Raw genomic sequence first — 17,697 nt, 5'->3', positions numbered from 1 at the left:
CTGCAGGATTATGCAGAACTTTACGCCATCGCGCAGGCTATAAAAAAGGCATGCTTGCGCATGCCTTCGATTGAGAGGCCGAACCCGTTAAGTGGTTATAAGCGGGGGCCGCGGATTCAGCACCTATCCCCGCACCGTCCGCAGGATGCAATACCCCGAAGGGGCATTGCACGTCGCCGCATTACGGGGACGTAAGCGAAAAATACTCTTTTCGTTAAAAACAGGAAGATAAGGCCGGCCAAACTAAGATGATTGCACTGCCGTGGTGGGGATACGGTGGAATGCCCCTTCGGGGTATTCCACCCTACGGTACGCACCGGTCGCGCATGGTCCGGCCCCGGTGGTGGCCTCCGCTCAGGAACGCGTGATCGGCAGTTCCAGGTCCTCGCCTGGCAGCACCATGTGCTTGGCCAGTTCCAGCTTGGCCACGGCATTGCGATGCACCTCGTCCGGGCCGTCGGCGATACGCAGCGTGCGGTTGCCCGCCCACATGTAGGCCAGCGGGAATTCATCCGATACGCCGGCCGCGCCGTGCGCCTGGATCGACCAGTCCAGCACCTGCTGGGCCACGTTCGGCGCCAGCACCTTGATCATCGCGATCTCGGCCTTTGCGTGCTTGTTGCCTACCGTGTCCATCATGTAGGCCGCCTTCAGCGTCAGCAGGCGGGCGGTGTCGATCTGGATGCGCGACTCGGCGACGCGCTCGCGCCAGACGCTCTGCTCGGAAATGCGGCGGCCGAACGCCACGCGCTCGTTCAGGCGGCGGCACATGTATTCCAGCGCGCGCTCTGCCACGCCGATGGCGCGCATGCAATGGTGAATGCGGCCCGGTCCCAGGCGGCCCTGGGCGATCTCGAAGCCGCGGCCTTCGCCCAGCAGCATGTTGGATGCCGGCACACGGACATTCTCGAACAGGATCTCGCAGTGGCCGTGCGGCGCATCGTCATAGCCAAAAACCGGCAGCGGGCGCTTGATGGTCACGCCCGGGGTATCCGCAGGCACCAGGATCATCGACTGCTGGGAATGACGCGCCGCTTCCGGATCGGTCTTGCCCATCAGGATGAAGATCTTGCAGCGCGGATCGCCGGCGCCGGAGATCCACCACTTGTGGCCGTTGATCACATACTCGTCGCCATCGCGCTCGATGCGGGTGGCGATATTGGTGGCGTCCGACGAGGCCACCGCCGGCTCGGTCATGGCAAAGGCGGAACGGATCTCGCCGCGCAGCAGCGGCTCCAGCCATTGCTGCTTGTGTTCCTCGCTGCCGTAGCGCTCGATGGTCTCCATGTTGCCGGTGTCCGGCGCGGAGCAGTTGAACACTTCCGGCGCCCAGCCCACGCGGCCCATGATCTCGCACAGCGGCGCATAGTCCAGGTTGGACAGGCCTTCCGGCGCCCGCCTGGACTTGGGCAGGAACAGGTTCCACAGGCCCTGCTCGCGCGCCTTGGGCTTCAGGTCCTCGATGATGGCCGTGGGCAGCCAGCGGTTGCCCTTCTCGGTGCCGTTGCGGTCGATCTCGGCCTTGTAGGCTTTCTCGTTCGGATAGATGTGCTCATCCATGAAGCGCAGCAGCTTGCCCTGCAGTTCCTTGCAGCGATCTGAGTATTCGAATTCCATGTCATCTCCTCGTTGAATTGTTGTTTCAGGAACGGGCGCCGGAAGCGTATTCCCAGCCCATCTCGGCCATCGGGCGCGTGGCCTGGCCTGCCTTCAGCGCCTGCTCGCTCGAGGCGGTGCCGTCGACATAGCGCTTCATGATGCCCTGCAGGATGCCGGCCATGCGGAACATGTTGTAGGCCAGGTAGAAGGTGAAGTCCTCGCGCCTGATCGTGCGGCCGGTGCGTTCGCAGTACTTCGCGATGTACTCTTCCTCGCTGGGAATGCCGAGCGCCTTGTGGTCCAGGCCGCCGATGCCGCGGAACTGGCCGGGCGCGATATGCCAGCTCATCAGGTGATAGGAAAAGTCGGCCAGCGGATGGCCCAGCGTCGACAGCTCCCAGTCCAGCACCGCGAGAATCTTCGGTTCCGTGGGATGGAAGATCATGTTGTCCAGGCGGTAGTCGCCATGCACGATGCTGGTCTCGTCGCCCGGTGGGATATGGGCCGGCAGCCATTCGATGAGCTTGTCCATGGCCTCGATCTTCTCGGTCTCGGAAGCCTTGTACTGCTTGGTCCAGCGGTCGATCTGGCGGGAAAAGTAGTTGCCCGGCTTGCCGAAGCTTTCCAGGCCGATGGCCTTGTAGTCGATGGTGTGCAGCTGCGCGATCACGCGATTCATCTCGTCGTAGTAGGCAGCGCGTTCCTCGTTGCTCATGCCCGGCATGGACTGGTCCCACAGCACGCGGCCCTGTACGAAGTCCATCACGTAGAAGGCGCGGCCGATCACAGATTCGTCGGTGCACAGCGCATACTGGCGCGGCGCCGGGAAGCCGGCCCGGTTCAGTGCATTCATCACGCGGAACTCGCGGTCGATCGCATGGGCCGATGGCAGCAGCTTGGCGGCCGGGCCCGGCTTAGTGCGCAATACATAGCTGCGGCCGTCTGCGGTGAGCTTGAAGGTGGGGTTGGATTGGCCGCCCTTGAACTGCTCGACGTTCAGCTGTCCCGGGTAGCCTTCCACGTGCTGCTGCATGTACGCCTGCAGCGCGTCGACATCAAATTTCTGGCGATCCGACACCGGCTTGGTGCCCATGAATTCTTCGTACATCGTGTCTCCCACATGTGAGTCGGAATCTTGTTGTCGGGGCATTCTACCGCATAAAATCGTACGATCGTACTAATCGGACGACGTTTTTGCCGCGGGGTTTAGCGTCGTGACTTGCGGTATTGTTCGAGCAGAATTTCCATCGTGGTGCTGCGGGTGTCGTCCTGCAGCACGGCAGGTGCGGCGTAGTTGACGAAGCGCACCACCCAGTCCTTTGCATGCGTGCCCACGTCCAGCGCGTTGATGCAGCCTGCGGTCTGCGCAAGGTTGCCAAGGAACAGGCGCTCGCCGGTGAGCGCCAGCGACAGGATGGCGCGGTTGACGCCGCCATGCAGCACCATCAGTGCCGTGTCCCAGTCGCTGTCCTGGCGCAGCCGTTCCAGCGCCGGATGCACCCGGTCCATCAGCTCGCCGATGGATTCGCCGTTCAGGAAGCGCCTGTGCTCCGGCACCACGCCTTCGAATGCGCCGGTGAATGCTTCCTGCAGGTCGGCGTCGGCAATCGATGCCAGCTTGCCGCCGCGGATCTCCACCAGCTCGGGCCAGATTTCAAGCGCAATGTCCTGCCCGGTCTGGGCCAGCACGCCCTGTGCCGTTTCCACCGTGCGCGGCAGGCCGGACACGATCACGCGATCGAAGCGCACGCCATCGCTTGCGAACACCCTTCCGGCCGCTTCGGCCTGCGCGCGGCCCTGTTCATTCAATGGCACCGCTTCGGGCAGATAAGGCTTGCCCGCATCGTCGAAATAGGTCACGTTCCCGTGCCGCATCAGGTAGATGCGGCGTCGCTTTGCTGTCGTCATGGTGTGCGTTTATTTGTACTGCGGCTTGCGCTTTTCCAGAAAGGCGCTGATGCCTTCCTGCGCATCGCGGTGATGCAGGCTTTCGACGAAGTTGTGCTTCTCGGCCTTGAAGTGCTCGTCCAGGGTATTGTCGCAGGCGTCGCGCGCCAGGGTCTTGATGCGTCCGGTGGCATTGGGCGACAGGGCGGCCAGTTCTTCGGCCCATGCCAGCGCCTGCTCCAGCGCGGTGCCGTCCGCCACCACGCGGTTGACCACGCCGAGTTCATGCAGGCGGCCTGCAGCCACCGGCTTGCCCTCGATCATGATCTCGGTGGCGAGCTGGCGCGGCAGCGCATGCGACAGGAACCACGAGCCGCCGCCGTCCGGCGTCAGCCCGACCTTCACATAAGCCATCACGAACTTGGCCGACGCGCCGGCGACGATCAGGTCGCATGCCAGCGCGAGCGAAAAGCCGGCGCCTGCCGCGGCGCCATCCACGGCCGCGATCACCGGCTTGGGGCAGTTGCGTATCGCATCGGTCCAGCCGTTGAGCTGGTCGATGGAGTCGGCCTGCACGGTCTTGTCCTTGCCGCGGTTTTCCAGCAACCGGTTCAGGTTGCCGCCGGCGCAGAAGAAGTTGTCGGCGCCGGTCAGCACCACCGCGCGTATCGAGCTGTCACGCTCCACGGTGGCCAGCGATTCCACGGCGGCGGCATACATGTCGGGGTGCAGGGCGTTTTTCGCACCCGGATTGGACAGGGTGAGAATCAGCGTGGCGTCCTGTCGGGAAGCCTTGAGTTCAGCGGTCATGTCGCGGGAAGGGTGGTTGGGATGGAGGATCATATACCGCGCCCGGCATGCTTGAAAAGCATGGTCGTGCGATTGTGCCGGCGGGTTGCTGCGGTTACTATTCCTGCGGCGCGGCCCGTGCCCCTGGCGCCGGCCCCTGCATCCAACAACAAATCAAGGAGATCAGATGTTCAAGCTATGCGGATTCGCTCTCAGCAATTACCACAACAAGGTCAAGCTCGCGCTGCTGGAAAAAGGCGTCGAGTTCGAGGAAGAGCTGGTCTGGGCAGACCGTTCCGCCGCGCTCATGGAGAAGTCGCCCCTGGGCAAGATCCCCTACTGCGAAACCGAGAACGGCCCGCTGTTCGAGTCGCAGGTCATCATGGAATACATCGAGGACGCCTACCCGCAGAATCCCCTGCTGCCGGCGGACCCTTACCAGCGCGGGCTGCAGCGCGAACTGATCACCTTCATGGAGCTCCACCTGGAGCTGGTGGCGCGTGAACTGTACGGGCAGGCTTTCTTCGGCGGCACGGTTAGTGATGAAACGAAGGAGCGTGTGGGCAAGCTGCTCAGGCGCAATGCCAAGGCCTTCGGCAAGCTCGCCAAGTTTGGCCCCTACATCGCCGGTGACCAGTTCACCATGGCTGACTGCGCCGCGCTGGTGCATTTGCCACTGGTCAGCATGGCCAGCAAGATTGTCTATGGCGAGGATGTGCTGGCAGAATATCCGGTGCGTGAATACACCAGGATGCTGGGCGAGCGCCCGACGGTGCAGAAGGTCAATGCGGACCGCAAGGCCAATGAGGCGCTGCGCAAGGCGATGAAGTAAGGGCAGGTCTGCGCTGCCACGGCACGAGCCATGCCGTCGCAGCGCAGACCACATGCCTGCCTTACAGCGTGGCCAGCCGTTCCAGTGCCAGCTTCAGGGTGGCATCCTGCTTGGCGAAACAGAAGCGTACGATGCCCGACTCTCTGGGCTGGTGATAAAACGCCGACACCGGTATCGCCGCGACACCCATCTCGGTGGTCAGCCACTTCGCAAACTCCGCTTCCGGCAGGTCCGACACCGCGCTGTACTCCACGCACTGGAAATAGGTGCCGTCGGACGGCAGCAGCTTGAACCGGGTCTGCGCCAGGCCTTCACGGAACAGGTCGCGCTTCCTCTGGTAGAAGGCGGGCAGTTCGAGATAGGGCGCCGGGTCCTTCATGAAGGCGGCCAGGCCATATTGCACCGGCGTGTTGACCGTGAAGACATTGAACTGGTGAACCTTGCGGAACTCATGCATCAACGCCGCCGGCGCGGCGACATAGCCGATCTTCCAGCCGGTGACATGGTAGGTCTTGCCGAAGCTGGAAACGACGAAGGAGCGGGCGGCCAGTTCGGGATGGCGGCATACCGATTCATGGCGGTGGCCGTCATACACCATGTGTTCGTAGACCTCGTCGGACAGCACCAGGATGCCGGTGCCGCGCACGATGTCGGTCAGGGCCGCGATGTCGGCGCCGCGCAGCACCGAGCCGGTGGGGTTGTGCGGCGAATTCACCATGATCAGCCGGGTGCGCGGCGTGACCGCCGCCGCGACCTTGTGCCAGGGCACGGCATAGCCGGCATCGGTCACTTCCATCTGCACGAATACCGGGATGCCGCCTGCCAGCTGGATCGCAGGCACATAGCTGTCGTAGGCCGGCTCGATCACGATGACCTCGTCGCCCGGATGCACGCAGCACAGCACCGAGGTCAGGATGCCCTGGGTGGCGCCTGCCGTGACCGTGATCTCGGTGGCCGGGTCATAGCGATGGCCATAGATCGCTTCCACCTTGTCGGCGATGACATCGCGCAGCTGCGGAATGCCGGTCATGGGCGGGTACTGGTTCAGGCCGCTGCGCATGGCGTCGGCCACGGCATCGACCAGCGCCGGATCGCAGTGGAAATCGGGGAAGCCCTGGCCCAGGTTGACCGCGCCCTTTTCAGTGGCCAGCGCGGACATCACGGTAAAGATCGTGGTGCCGACGTCGGGAAGGCGCGAGGTGATGCGGGAAAAATCCATGCTGTGAGCTGCGTTGTCAGTGGCCATGTTCATGCGCTTAGTAAGGAATGGAATGGTTTGTCGATGCGATTCTGTGTGGCCGCTCATTCTAACGGCACGGCAGCCGGCTTTGCAGCCTCTTGCGCCGCCTCGTGCTCGCGCACCCAGGCTTCCGGTGTCAGGATGCGGAACATGCCGGCCCTGGCCGTGCGCCGTGCCAGCTTCAGCAGCGCCTTGTCCTTGGTCACCAGCATGGATGCCTGCGCATCGCGCGCCAGTTCGAGGAATTTCTGGTCGTCGCGGTCGCTGCACGTCGGCAGGGGCGCGCCGCCGGCCGGCGGCGTCACCAAGGCGATCAGCGCATCGAACTGCGCCTGCGCCGCCGGCCGCGTTGCCTCGCTCAATGGCAGATGCGGATAGCGCAGCACATGATGCCATTCGTCGCGGCAGTCGGCGCGGGTGACGGCCTCTGCCTTGCCTTGCTGCAGGGCCAGCAGCAGGCAAGCCCAGCGCGGATCGTGGAAAACGAAGAGGTCGAGCAGGACGTTGGTATCGAGTACGAGGCGATTCGGTATCATTGCGGAAAATTTTTTCGTGGAAAGTGCATGCTGATTGTTTTATCCCCCGCCAAGAGCCTGGACTATGAATCGCCGGTCGCAGCGCAGGAACATACCCTGCCTGAATTCATCGATCATTCCGCCGAGTTGATCGAGGGCCTGCGGCAACTGTCGCCCGCCGACATCGCCAGCCTGATGAAGATCTCGGACCCGCTGGCTGCCCTGAATGCCGGCCGCTATGCATCGTGGACGCCGCAGTTTAACAGCGACAATGCCCGGGCGGCGGTGCTGGCCTTCAATGGCGACGTCTATGCCGGCCTGGAAGCCGCCACGCTGCCGGCGCCGGCGATGGCCCATCTGCAGTCGCACGTGCGCATCCTGTCCGGCCTGTATGGCGTGCTGCGTCCGCTGGACCTGATGCAGCCCTATCGCCTGGAAATGGGCACCCGCCTGAAAACATCCCGCGGCGCCAGCCTGTATGCCTTCTGGGGTGACCTGGTGAGCCGGAGGCTGGAGCGTGAGCTGCGCGACAGGCAGTCCGCCGCGCTGGTCAATCTCGCTTCGGAAGAGTATTTCAAGGTGGTGCAGCCGGCGCTGCTCGGCGTGCCCGTGGTCACGCCGGTGTTCCAGGACTGGAAGGACGGCCGCTACAAGATCATCTCGTTTTATGCGAAGAAGGCGCGTGGCCTGATGGCACGCTATGCCGCCCTCAATGCCGTGACCGAACCGGAGCAGTTGAAGGGCTTCGACCTCGACGGCTACGCCTACGATGCAGCCGCGTCCAGCCAGTCGGCGTGGGTCTTCAGAAGACGTTGAGGAGGCGCCGGCCCGGCATGGCGGGCCGGCCGCTGCCTGACAGCCGGTAGCGAGCAGTTACCAGATCTTCCACCAGGGCGACGCCTTTTCCCTGCGCTTGCCGCCGCTTGCCACCAGTTCGCTGTTGGGGAAGTTCTGCTTGAACACCCGCGCCGCGTCGTCGCGCAGTTCCGGCATGCCCAGCGCGTCATAGGAACGCATCATGATGTAGAGCGCATCCTCGACGGCGGGCGTGTCCTTGAACTCGCGCACCACCTGCTGGGCGCGGTTGGCTGCCGCCAGATAGGCGCCGCGCCGGAAATAGTAATTGGCCACATGCACGTCGTAGCGGGCCATCGCATCGACCAGGTAAGCCAGGCGGTCGCGTGCATCCTGGGCATAGATGCTGTTGGGGAAGCGGTCGATGAGGAGCTTGAAGGAATCGAAGGCCTCGCGCACCGCCCTCGGGTCGCGCTCGGTCAGGTCCTGGCGGGCGACGAAGTCGAACAGGCTGAGCTTGTCGTTGAAGTTGATCAGGCCGCGCAGGTAGTACATGTAGTCGACGTTCGGATGATTCGGATGCAGCTTGATGAAGCGCTCGACCGCCGCCAGCGCCTGGGCCTGGTCGCCCGAGCGGTAGTAGGCATAGGCGATGTCCATCTGGGCCTGCTGCGCATAGGTGCCGAACGGATAGCGCGACTCCAGCTTCTCGAAATACTTGATCGACTTGTCGTAGCCGCCGGCCTTCAGTTCGTCGCGCGCCTCGGCGTACAGCTTTTGCGCCGACCAGTTCCTGGTTTCGTCTATGGGTTCGGTTTGCAGTAAACTGCACGCCGAAAGCGACAACATGAATGCGATCAAAAGAATTTTGAGGGATTTTTTTTGCATGGGAGTTTCGCGTGAAGACGACTGAACAATAGATGATTATAGCTGATGGGATTTGCCGTGCCGCCAATTGAAGACCCGATCCAACCCGACTTTCCGACCGACCAGGACGATGACTTTGTCGACGATGCCGAAGCCGGCGCCGATGATGACGCGCCAATGACGTTTGCCCTGTCGGAAGCCGACTGCGGGATGCGTCTCGACAAGGTGCTGACCAGCCGGCTGCCGCAATACTCGCGCAGCCGCATCCAGCAGTGGATAGAAGACGGCCATGTCACGGTCGACGGCAAGGCCGCCCGCGCCAAGACAACCATGTTCGGCGACGAGTCCGTGCTGGTCCAGCCGCAGGCCGCGGCCGACGCCCATGCCTACGAACCGGAGGCGATGGCGCTGGATATCGTGCACGAGGACAACGCCATCATCGTGATCAACAAGCCTGCAGGCCTGGTGGTGCATCCCGGAGCCGGCAACTGGTCAGGCACGCTGCAGAACGGCCTGCTGCATTACCACAAGCCGATCGCGGACGTGCCGCGTGCCGGCATCGTGCATCGACTTGACAAGGACACCAGCGGCCTGATGGTGGTGGCCAAGACCATGCAGGCGCAGACCGACCTGGTGCGCCAGCTGCAGGCCCGCACCGTGCACCGGGTGTACCTCGCGCTGGTATGGGGAACGCCGCAGGTGGGCGGCAAGGTGGACGCAGCCATCGGACGCCATCCGCGCGAGCGCATCCGCATGTCTGTGCAGAACAATCTGAGCGCCAAGCCGGCGGTCACCCGTTTCCAGCGGCTCGCCACCGGCACGCTGGATGGCAAGCCGGTCAGCCTGGTGCAGTGCGAACTGGAAACAGGGCGCACCCATCAGATCCGTGTGCATATGCAGCATCTGGGTTTTGCGCTGGTGGGCGATGCGCTGTATGGCAAGCCGCATCTGGCGTCGCTGTTTCATCGCCAGGCGCTGCATGCCTGCAGGCTGGGCCTGATCCATCCTGAAACCGGGGAAGAGTGTGAGTGGACGGCACCGCTGCCGGAAGACTTCGCTGGCCTGCTGGAGAAGGCCGGCGTTGCCACCGCGAATCTCGAGGCATGAGCAATCTGATCGTTCCCGAATGGAAAGTCGACCCTGGCCGGGTGCGCGCCCTGTGCACGACTCGCCAGGGCGGCACAAGCGAGGCGCCTTATGGCGATGGCGCAGGCGGACCGGGCCTGAACCTGGGCCAGCATGTCGGCGACGATGCCGCGCATGTGAGCGCAAACCGTGCATGGCTGCGCACCCTGCTGCCATCCGAGCCGGTCTGGCTGAACCAGGTGCATGGCGCCAACGTGGTCGATGCCGGCGCGGTTGCCGGCGTGCCCGATGCCGACGCCAGCTTCGCAGCCACGCCTGGCGTGGTGTGCGCCGTGCTGACGGCGGACTGCCTGCCGGTTCTCCTCTGCGACCTGGCAGGTCAGGTAGTGGCAGCGGCCCATGCCGGCTGGCGTGGCCTAGCGGCGGGCGTGCTCGGCAATACGGTGGCGCGCATGCGCGAGGGTGGAGCGCAGCAGATACAGGCCTGGCTGGGCCCCGCCATCGGCCCGCGGCGTTTTGAGGTCGGTGCGGATGTGCTGCAGGCCTTTGCCAGCCTCGATCCGGCAGGGCGGCATTTTGCCCTGCAGCCCAATGGGAAATATCTTGCCGACATCCATGCGCTGGCGCGCCTGGAGCTTCATGCCTGCGGCGTGGACCTGCTCGGCGGCGGTGGTTTCTGTACCGTCGAGGATGCGCCGCGCTTCTATTCGTACCGCCGCGATGGCGTTACCGGACGCATGGCCTCGCTGATCTGGATCGACGCTCTCTAACCTTGCAACCTAATCGCCCTGGCTCTTGCCGGGCGGCTCCTTGTCCACCGCCTGCTCATCATTGGCCGCCGCGCGGGCAATGGCGGCTTCGGCCTGCCGCTGCTGCTCGGCAATGCGGCGGCGCTTGCGCTTGCCTCCGCCGCTGATGTATAAGAGTATGGCCACTGGCAACAGGCCATAGAGGATAAACGTCATGACGCCGGCGACCGCGTTTTCTTCCGCGATCGACATCATGAGCACGACATACATCCAGCCAATGGCAACGATGAACATGAGGCATACCGCTGGTAATGAACAGTTGAAACCTTAACGATACGCGAAACCTGGAAGACAAGCATGAAGACGCTCACTCCGCAGGATGCAGCAGCATGGATGGCTCAGCTGTCCGACCCGAATGCATGGCAAAGCTGGCTCAAGCAGCCACAGTTGGGGCAATTGAATGGAAGCGGCATGTTGCCAGGCCCCTTGTCCTCCGACCTCGCAGTGCTGATTGAACCCGAGGCGCTGACCCGGCTGCAAAGCGACTACGTGAAGGAATTCTCGACCTTATGGCAAAGCCTTGCCACATCGAGCACGCCGGACATCAAGGACAAGCGCTTTTCCGGTGAAGCCTGGAAATCCAATGCGCTGTATGCCTTCAACGCCGCAGCCTATCTCCTCAATGCCCGCTTCATGATGGCCATGGCCGACGCGGTCAAGGCGTCGCCCAAGGTCAAGCAGAAGATCCGGTTTGCGATACAGCAGACCATCGACGCGATGTCGCCGTCCAACTTCCTTGTCACCAACCCCGAAGCGCAGAAGAAGCTGGTCGAAACCAAGGGCGAAAGCCTGGCCAAGGGCATTGCGCTGATGCTGGCCGACATGCAGAAGGGCCGCATTTCCCAGACCGATGAAAGCGCGTTCAAGGTGGGCGAGAATGTCGCCACCACTGAAGGCGCAGTGGTCTTCGAGAACGAACTCTTCCAGCTGATCCAGTACAAGCCGCTGACCAAGACCGTCTTCGAGCGCCCCTTGCTGCTGGTTCCGCCGTGCATCAACAAGTTCTACATCATGGACCTGCAGCCCGCGAACTCGCTGGTGCGTTATGCGGTGGAGCAGGGCCATACTGTGTTCCTGGTGTCGTGGGTCAATCCGGATGCCTCGCTCAAGCAGGCAAGCTGGGACGACTACATCGAGACCGGCGCGATCAAGGCCATCGAGGTGGTGCGCGAGATCACGGGACAGGATCAGGTCAACACGCTCGGCTTCTGCGTTGGCGGCACCATCGTCGCGACAGCGCTGTCGGTGATGCTGGCGCGCGGCGACAAGCCGGCATCGAGCCTGACGCTGCTGACCACCTTGCTCGACTTTTCCGATACCGGCGTGCTGGAGGTCTATATCGACGAAGCACAGGTCGCGCGTCGCGAGGCCGATATCGGCGGCGGCGGCATGATGCCGGGCCGGGACTTCACCGCTGCCTTCTCCAGCCTGCGTCCGAACGACCTGGTCTGGAATTACGTCGAGCAGAGCTATCTGAAAGGCGTGGAGCCGCCGGCCTTCGATTTGCTTTACTGGAATGCGGATGCGACCAATCTTCCTGGTCCGATGTTCTGCTATTACCTGCGCAACATGTATCTGGAAAACAATCTGCGCGAACCTGGCAAGCTGCAAGTGGCAGGGCAGAGCGTCGACCTTGGCCGGCTCGACCTGCCAGCCTTTGTCTACGGGTCCAAGGAAGACCATATCGTGCCCTGGCAGGCGGCCTACGAGTCGCTGAACCTGATCAATACGAAGAAGCGCGCAAACAGCCGCTTCGTGCTCGGCGCTTCGGGCCATATTGCCGGCGTGATCAACCCGGCTGCGAAGAACAAGCGCAGTCACTGGGTCAATAAGGCAACCGCGGCCAGTGCAGCGGAATGGTTCGAGACCGCGACCGAGAAGCCTGGAAGCTGGTGGACCGAATGGGCGGCTTTCCTGGCCGAGCAGGGCGGCAAGGAAGTGAGTGCGCCGAAACGTTACGGCAACGCGAACTACAAGCCGATCGAAGCGGCGCCAGGCCGCTATGTGAAGCAAAAGGCGGTTTCCTGACTAAGGGGGACGCCGCGGGGTGCGGCGTGAAACAATGCTAAACCCCTGATTTTTAGAACTATAATGATGAGGGCGCCACCGTGCGCCTATCCATTCCAGGTCCTATCTAGAGCGCAGCGAGAGAGCGTATTAAAGTGAATTTTCCAATGAATAGTGCCAAGAAGGCGTCCGAGCGCTTGATCAAGAAATACCCGAACCGCCGTCTGTACGACACCCAGACAAGCTCCTACATCACGCTGACCGACGTCAAGCAGCTGGTGCTCGGCAACGAGGAGTTCACCGTGGTCGACGCCAAGACCGACGAAGACCTGACCCGCAGCATCCTGCTGCAGATCATTCTGGAGGAAGAGTCCAACGGTTCGCCGATGTTCTCCAGCGGCGCGCTGGCCCAGATCATCCGTTACTACGGTCACGCGATGCAGGGCATGATGGGTTCCTACCTGGAGAAAAACATCCAGGCCTTCATCGACATCCAGAACAAGCTGACCGAGAACTCCAAGGGCCTGTACGAAGGCAAGCCGTTCAGCCCCGAGATGTGGACCCAGTTCATGAGCGTGCAGGGGCCGATCATGCAGGGCATGATGACCAACTACATCGAGCAGAGCAAAACCCTGTTCATCCAGATGCAGGAACAGATGCAGAACCAGACCAAGAGCATGTTCGGCACCTTCCCGTTCGTGCCACCGGCGCCGCCAGCCCAACCCGGCGGCGAAAAGAAGGACAAATAAGCCCGGCCGGAAGGCGGGCGTCGATGCGGGTACAATAGCGGATTCGCCTTTTCCGCTATTTCCCACCTCATGTCCAACCTCACCTCGCCGACGCCCAAGGTCGGCTTTGTTTCTCTTGGCTGCCCGAAGGCGCTGGTCGACTCCGAACAGATCCTGACGCAATTGCGCGCCGAGGGCTACGATACCGCCAAATCCTACGACGGCGCCGACCTGGTCATCGTCAATACCTGCGGCTTCATCGACGCCGCCGTGCAGGAATCGCTGGACGCCATCGGCGAAGCCCTGAATGAAAACGGCAAGGTCATCGTGACCGGTTGCCTGGGCGCCAAGAAGGACGGCGCCGGCGACGACATCATCCAGAAGGTGCATCCCAAGGTGCTGGCCGTGACCGGCCCGCATGCGCTGGGCGAAGTGATGGACGCGGTCCACCTGCACCTGCCCAAGCCGCACGAGCCCTTCATCGACCTGGTGCCGGCGCAGGGCGTCAAGCTGACGCCGCGCCACTATGCCTACCTGAAGATCTCCGAAGGCTGCAATCATCGTTGCAGCTTCTGCATCATTCCCTCGATGCGCGGCGACCTGGTGTCGCGGCCCATCGCCGACGTGATGCTGGAAGCGGAAAACCTGTTCAAGGCCGGCGTGAAGGAATTGCTGGTCATTTCGCAGGACACCAGCGCCTATGGCGTCGATGTGAAGTTCCGCACCGGCTTCTGGAACGGCGCGCCGGTCAAGACCCACATGACCCAGCTGGTGGGCGCGCTGGGCGAACTGGCCAGGCAGTATGGCGCCTGGGTGCGTCTGCATTACGTCTATCCCTATCCGCATGTCGACCAGATCATCCCGATGATGAATGGCGGACATGTCGTGCCTTACCTCGACGTGCCGCTGCAGCATGCGCATCCGGATGTGTTGAAGCGCATGAAGCGCCCGGCCAACGGCGAAAAGAATATCGAGCGCATCCGTGGCTGGCGCGAACTGTGCCCTGACATCACGATCCGCTCCACCTTCATCGCCGGTTTCCCTGGCGAGACCGAAGCGGAATTCCAGTACCTGCTCGACTTCCTGGAAGAAGCGCAGATCGACCGCCTCGGCTGCTTTGCCTACTCCCCGGTGGAAGGCGCCACTGCCAATGAACTCGCCAACCAGCTGCCCGAGGAAGTGCGCGAGGAACGCCGTGGCCGCGTGATGCAGCTTCAGGAGCGCATCTCGGCCGAGCGCCTGCAGCGCAAGGTCGGCAAGACGCTGCGCGTACTGGTGGACGCGGTGGACCGCACCGGCGGCGCCACCGGACGTTCCGCCGCCGACGCGCCCGAGATCGATGGCGTGGTGCATATCAAGGCGCCGTACGAGCCGCATCTGAAGCTCAAGGTCGGCGAATTCTACGATGTCACCGTGACCGCGGCGGACGCCCACGACCTGTGGGCCAAGGCATGACCAGCCGCCTGCTGCGCGCCGGGCTGTTGTGCCTGGGGCTGCTGGCGGGCGGCGCGCAGGCGCAGGATGCCGCCGGCGGGCTGTTCTCGCGGCCAGTGGTCCTGCGCGGGACGCTCGGCGACGCCACCATCCAGATGCAGGTGCGTCCCAAGGCCGACCCGACCGAAGGCATTGAAGGCGCCTATATCGTCTTCGGCCGCAGCGGCCAGATCCTGCTGGCGGGCGAGACCGATGGCGACAGCCTGCTGATGGAGGAATCCGAAAACGGCACCGATGTGTCGGGCCAATGGGAAGGCCGCCAGCAGGGCGGCGAGGTACGCGGCACCTGGCAGTCGGCAGATGGCGCCGTCTCCAGGCAGTTCGTGCTGAGGGCGATCGATGCCGGCAGCGCCGCCGCTGCCACAAGGCCGGCGCGTTAAAGTCAGTAGACGTCATTGCATCAGGAGGACAGGTGAGCGAAGAAAAATCATTGCAGACCCGGCTGATTCATCATGACTACCGGGCACCGGACGGCTTTGCCGCATTCCCGACGGCGATCCACCACGCTTCCACCGTGCTGTTCAAGGACGTGGCCGCGCTGCGCTCGCGTAACTGGCAGGACAAGACCGGCTACACCTACGGGCTGCATGGCACGCCGACCACCTTCACCCTGGAAGCGCGGCTTGCCGCCATCGAAGGCGGCAGCCATTGCGTGCTGGCGCCCAGCGGCCTTGCCGCCATCGCCATGGTGGACCTGGCGCTGCTCAGGACCGGCGACGATGTACTGCTGCCCGATAACGTCTACAACCCCAGCCGCGAACTGGGCAACTGGCTCGGCAAGGACTTTGGCATCAGCGCCCGCTATTACGATCCCATGATCGGCGCCGGCATCGCCGCGCTGATACAGCCCAACACCAGGCTGATCTGGACCGAAGCGCCGGGCTCGGTGTCGATGGAAGTGCCGGATATCCCGTCTATTTGCCAGGCCGCGCATGCGGCCGGCGCGCTGGTGGCGATCGACAATACCTGGTCGGCCGGCATTGCCTTCGCCGCCTTCGACCATGGCGTCGACATCGTGATGCAGGCATTGACGAAATACCAGTCGGGCGGCTCGGATGTGCTGATGGGCGCCGTTATCTGCCGCGACAAGGCGCTGCACCAGCGGCTGGAGACGGCGCACATGCGTCTCGGCTACGGCGTGGGCGCGGACGATGCCTACCTCGTGTCGCGCGGCCTGGCAACAATGAAGCTGCGCTTCGATGCCCATGACAGAGGCGCCCGGCAGCTTGCCGCCTGGCTCAGGGCCAGGCCGGAGGTCAGCCGGGTGCTGCATCCCGCTTTCCCCGACTGCCCGGGCCATGCGCACTGGAAGCGCGACTTCACCGGCGCCGGCGGCCTGTTCTCGGTGATCTTCGACGAGCGCTACAGCGAAGCCCAGACCGACCGCTTCATCGACAGCCTGCGCCTGTTCAAGATCGGTTATAGCTGGGGCGGTGCCAACAGCCTGTGCGTGCCCTACCGCATGCAGGGCATGCGCCAGGGATGGCAGGCGAAGGGCCAGCTGCTGCGCTTCAATGTTGGCCTGGAAGACCCGGCGGATCTGATTGCGGATATCGAGCAGGCGATGAAGGCGCTGGGGTAATACGCGCCTGCCCAGCCTGCCCGGCAAGAATTACTGCGTTGTCGGCCTGGCTCCCTTCGCGCGCAGCAAGTTGGCAATCTCGGTATGCCCACTCGAGATGGCCCAATCCAGCGCATTGCTTGTACCCTTGCTGCTCTCATTGACTGCAATGCCGCGGTAGAGCAGCAATTTCACAATGTCGATGAAACCCCGGTTCGCTGCATAGGTAAGCGGCGTGGTCCCGTGTCCATCGACAACGTGGATGGATGCGCCATAGGCCAGCAACTGCTCAACGATGTCAACATTGCCGCTAAAAGTTGCTTCTAGCAGCGCCGTCCTGCCGTATTTATTCGCAAAATGGGTCTTGGCGCCATGCTCCAGCAACAGCTTGACGTTCTCCTGTTGGTGAAAGCCGCAGGCAAGGGCCAATGCAGTATTTCCCTCAGCATTGACCTGATCGACGTCCATACCCAGTTCCAGCAAGCGCTTCACCGCCGCGGAATTCCCACCCATTGCAGCCATGTGCAAGGCATTACGGGTGAAATAATCAGTACGTTTTGGGTCCGCCCCATTGGCTAGCAGGAAATTCACGATCTCCAGATGCCCTTGCCACGCAGCCTGCGTCAGTGGTGTTACCGATTTCCCTTTAGGCTCCAACTCCGCGCCACTGGCAATGAGCAACTTAATGCCGGCATGCGACCATTGCCTGCAGCTACGATCAGTGCCCCAGTACCTTTCAGCTCTATGTTGACATTGCAACCATTCGCGAGAAGAAATTCGATAACCTCCACGTGGCCGTATGAAGCCGCCATGATGAGAAGGGTAGCACCAGATGGACGTTTCACATTCAGGTCCACACCGTGAGACAGCAGCGCAATCATCGGAACGCTATTACCGAACGTGACCGCGCAATCCAGTGCGCTGTAATGATTCCTTGCCTGGTGGCTGACATTTGCTCCCTTTGCTATAAGCATCTTTACCAAGTCGAGGCTGATCCTTTTCCTGCTTGCGGCCCGCATCAGCACCGAATTGCCATGCGCATCGGTCGCATTGACGTCCGCGCCTTTTGCCAATAGCAGGCTGCATACCGAGTCATGCCTACACGCCGCCGCAATGATCAACGGGGCGTCTCCCTGCGCATCCCTGCTTTCCAGCCCAGCCCCGCACGCCAGCAGCAACGCCGCCTCGACCACCTTGCCGCTCCTGCAGGCCGCCAGCAGCGCCTGCTCGTTTTGCTGCTGGTCGGCCTGTATGTTGCCGCCATCGCGCTGCGCGGCCAGCATGGCCACAGCCGGGATGCGGCATTGGCGCTGCAACAGCCATGCCGGGCAGTGGCTCTCCCCCTGGGGCGGCGGACGGTCCAGGAGCGGCGGGCGGGACGGGATTCAATCTCGGTGGGGCGAATTCGATATCCATGACGCTCTCCTTTGTGCATGCATCAAAAGAAAAGCCGCCCTCAAGGAGAGGGCGGGCGATGTGAAGCGTGCA

General features: G+C 62.8%; 19 protein-coding genes. 9 read left to right on the top strand and 10 right to left on the bottom strand.

The window, feature by feature from the left end; genetic code table 11:
* Positions 1-354 precede the first annotated feature (354 nt).
* The 4 genes from KTQ42_RS07055 to KTQ42_RS07040 form a co-directional block, all read right to left on the bottom strand.
* Positions 355-1,617 (bottom strand): acyl-CoA dehydrogenase family protein, encoded by a 1,263-nt coding sequence (locus KTQ42_RS07055; protein ID WP_217344871.1) that lies wholly within the window; start codon positions 1,615-1,617, stop codon positions 355-357.
* A 25-nt stretch (positions 1,618-1,642) separates the two neighbouring features.
* On the bottom strand, positions 1,643-2,707 hold the full coding sequence (locus KTQ42_RS07050; protein ID WP_217344870.1) for a phosphotransferase family protein: 1,065 nt from the start codon (positions 2,705-2,707) through the stop codon (positions 1,643-1,645).
* A 98-nt stretch (positions 2,708-2,805) separates the two neighbouring features.
* A complete protein-coding gene (locus KTQ42_RS07045; protein WP_217344869.1) occupies positions 2,806-3,507 on the bottom strand; it encodes a histidine phosphatase family protein in 702 nt (233 codons plus the stop codon).
* Between the two features lie 9 nt (positions 3,508-3,516).
* Complete coding sequence (locus tag KTQ42_RS07040; RefSeq protein ID WP_217346849.1) at positions 3,517-4,296, bottom strand: oxepin-CoA hydrolase, alternative type; 780 nt, start codon at positions 4,294-4,296, stop codon at positions 3,517-3,519.
* Between the two features lie 166 nt (positions 4,297-4,462).
* Here KTQ42_RS07040 and KTQ42_RS07035 point away from each other — a divergent pair, with 166 nt between their 5' ends.
* A complete protein-coding gene (locus KTQ42_RS07035; RefSeq protein ID WP_217344868.1) occupies positions 4,463-5,107 on the top strand; it encodes a glutathione S-transferase in 645 nt (214 codons plus the stop codon).
* Positions 5,108-5,168: 61 nt separating this feature from the next.
* On the opposite strand, the gene KTQ42_RS07030 is transcribed toward KTQ42_RS07035, so the two are convergent.
* A complete protein-coding gene (locus tag KTQ42_RS07030; RefSeq protein WP_217346848.1) occupies positions 5,169-6,326 on the bottom strand; it encodes a pyridoxal phosphate-dependent aminotransferase in 1,158 nt (385 codons plus the stop codon).
* An 83-nt stretch (positions 6,327-6,409) separates the two neighbouring features.
* Positions 6,410-6,883: a PIN domain-containing protein gene (locus tag KTQ42_RS07025; RefSeq protein WP_217344867.1), complete on the bottom strand. Its 474-nt coding sequence runs from the start codon at positions 6,881-6,883 to the stop codon at positions 6,410-6,412.
* Positions 6,884-6,910: 27 nt separating this feature from the next.
* Here KTQ42_RS07025 and yaaA point away from each other — a divergent pair, with 27 nt between their 5' ends.
* Complete coding sequence (gene yaaA / locus KTQ42_RS07020) at positions 6,911-7,678, top strand: peroxide stress protein YaaA (protein WP_217344866.1); 768 nt, start codon at positions 6,911-6,913, stop codon at positions 7,676-7,678.
* Between the two features lie 57 nt (positions 7,679-7,735).
* Here yaaA and KTQ42_RS07015 read toward each other — a convergent pair whose 3' ends face one another.
* Complete coding sequence (locus KTQ42_RS07015) at positions 7,736-8,545, bottom strand: outer membrane protein assembly factor BamD (RefSeq protein ID WP_217344865.1); 810 nt, start codon at positions 8,543-8,545, stop codon at positions 7,736-7,738.
* 45 nt (positions 8,546-8,590) lie between these two features.
* Here KTQ42_RS07015 and KTQ42_RS07010 point away from each other — a divergent pair, with 45 nt between their 5' ends.
* Together KTQ42_RS07010 and pgeF are read left to right on the top strand one after the other, a co-directional pair.
* Entirely contained in the window at positions 8,591-9,631 is a 1,041-nt protein-coding gene (locus tag KTQ42_RS07010) for an RluA family pseudouridine synthase (RefSeq protein ID WP_217344864.1), read from the top strand.
* A complete protein-coding gene (gene pgeF, locus KTQ42_RS07005) occupies positions 9,628-10,380 on the top strand; it encodes a peptidoglycan editing factor PgeF (RefSeq protein ID WP_217344863.1) in 753 nt (250 codons plus the stop codon). Before KTQ42_RS07010 ends, pgeF begins: the two co-directional genes overlap by 4 nt.
* 9 nt (positions 10,381-10,389) lie before the next feature.
* Here pgeF and KTQ42_RS07000 read toward each other — a convergent pair whose 3' ends face one another.
* Positions 10,390-10,653 carry a hypothetical protein gene (locus KTQ42_RS07000; protein ID WP_217344862.1) on the bottom strand — a complete coding sequence of 88 codons (264 nt, stop codon included), beginning with the start codon at positions 10,651-10,653 and terminating at the stop codon, positions 10,390-10,392.
* A gap of 63 nt (positions 10,654-10,716) precedes the next feature.
* On the opposite strand from KTQ42_RS07000, the gene phaC reads away from it, so the two are divergent.
* The 5 genes from phaC (at position 10,717) to KTQ42_RS06975 (ending at position 16,230) form a co-directional block, all read left to right on the top strand.
* Complete coding sequence (phaC, locus tag KTQ42_RS06995) at positions 10,717-12,447, top strand: class I poly(R)-hydroxyalkanoic acid synthase (RefSeq protein WP_249222672.1); 1,731 nt, start codon at positions 10,717-10,719, stop codon at positions 12,445-12,447.
* A 146-nt stretch (positions 12,448-12,593) separates the two neighbouring features.
* Positions 12,594-13,175, top strand: a complete 582-nt coding sequence (phaR, locus tag KTQ42_RS06990) for a polyhydroxyalkanoate synthesis repressor PhaR (RefSeq protein WP_217344861.1) — start codon at positions 12,594-12,596, stop codon at positions 13,173-13,175.
* 69 nt (positions 13,176-13,244) lie between these two features.
* Positions 13,245-14,609 (top strand): 30S ribosomal protein S12 methylthiotransferase RimO, encoded by a 1,365-nt coding sequence (rimO, locus tag KTQ42_RS06985; RefSeq protein ID WP_217344860.1) that lies wholly within the window; start codon positions 13,245-13,247, stop codon positions 14,607-14,609.
* Entirely contained in the window at positions 14,606-15,028 is a 423-nt protein-coding gene (locus KTQ42_RS06980; RefSeq protein WP_217344859.1) for a hypothetical protein, read from the top strand. Before rimO ends, KTQ42_RS06980 begins: the two co-directional genes overlap by 4 nt.
* Positions 15,029-15,060: 32 nt before the next feature.
* The gene (locus KTQ42_RS06975; RefSeq protein WP_217347048.1) at positions 15,061-16,230 is read left to right on the top strand and encodes a cystathionine beta-lyase; all 1,170 of its coding nucleotides are present in this window, start codon (positions 15,061-15,063) and stop codon (positions 16,228-16,230) included.
* Positions 16,231-16,260: 30 nt separating this feature from the next.
* Here the strand turns inward: KTQ42_RS06975 and KTQ42_RS06970 are convergent, their stop codons facing one another.
* Positions 16,261-16,866 carry an ankyrin repeat domain-containing protein gene (locus KTQ42_RS06970; RefSeq protein ID WP_283093288.1) on the bottom strand — a complete coding sequence of 202 codons (606 nt, stop codon included), beginning with the start codon at positions 16,864-16,866 and terminating at the stop codon, positions 16,261-16,263.
* On the bottom strand, positions 16,842-17,492 hold the full coding sequence (locus tag KTQ42_RS06965; protein WP_217344857.1) for an ankyrin repeat domain-containing protein: 651 nt from the start codon (positions 17,490-17,492) through the stop codon (positions 16,842-16,844). Before KTQ42_RS06965 ends, KTQ42_RS06970 begins: the two co-directional genes overlap by 25 nt.
* Positions 17,493-17,697 lie beyond the last annotated feature (205 nt).

Origin of the sequence: Noviherbaspirillum sp. L7-7A, from assembly GCF_019052805.1 — a bacterium.
Lineage (GTDB): Bacteria > Pseudomonadota > Gammaproteobacteria > Burkholderiales > Burkholderiaceae_D > Noviherbaspirillum_A.
Note: the sequence above shows the minus strand (reverse complement) of the source record. Positions and strands in the feature narration are given on the sequence as shown.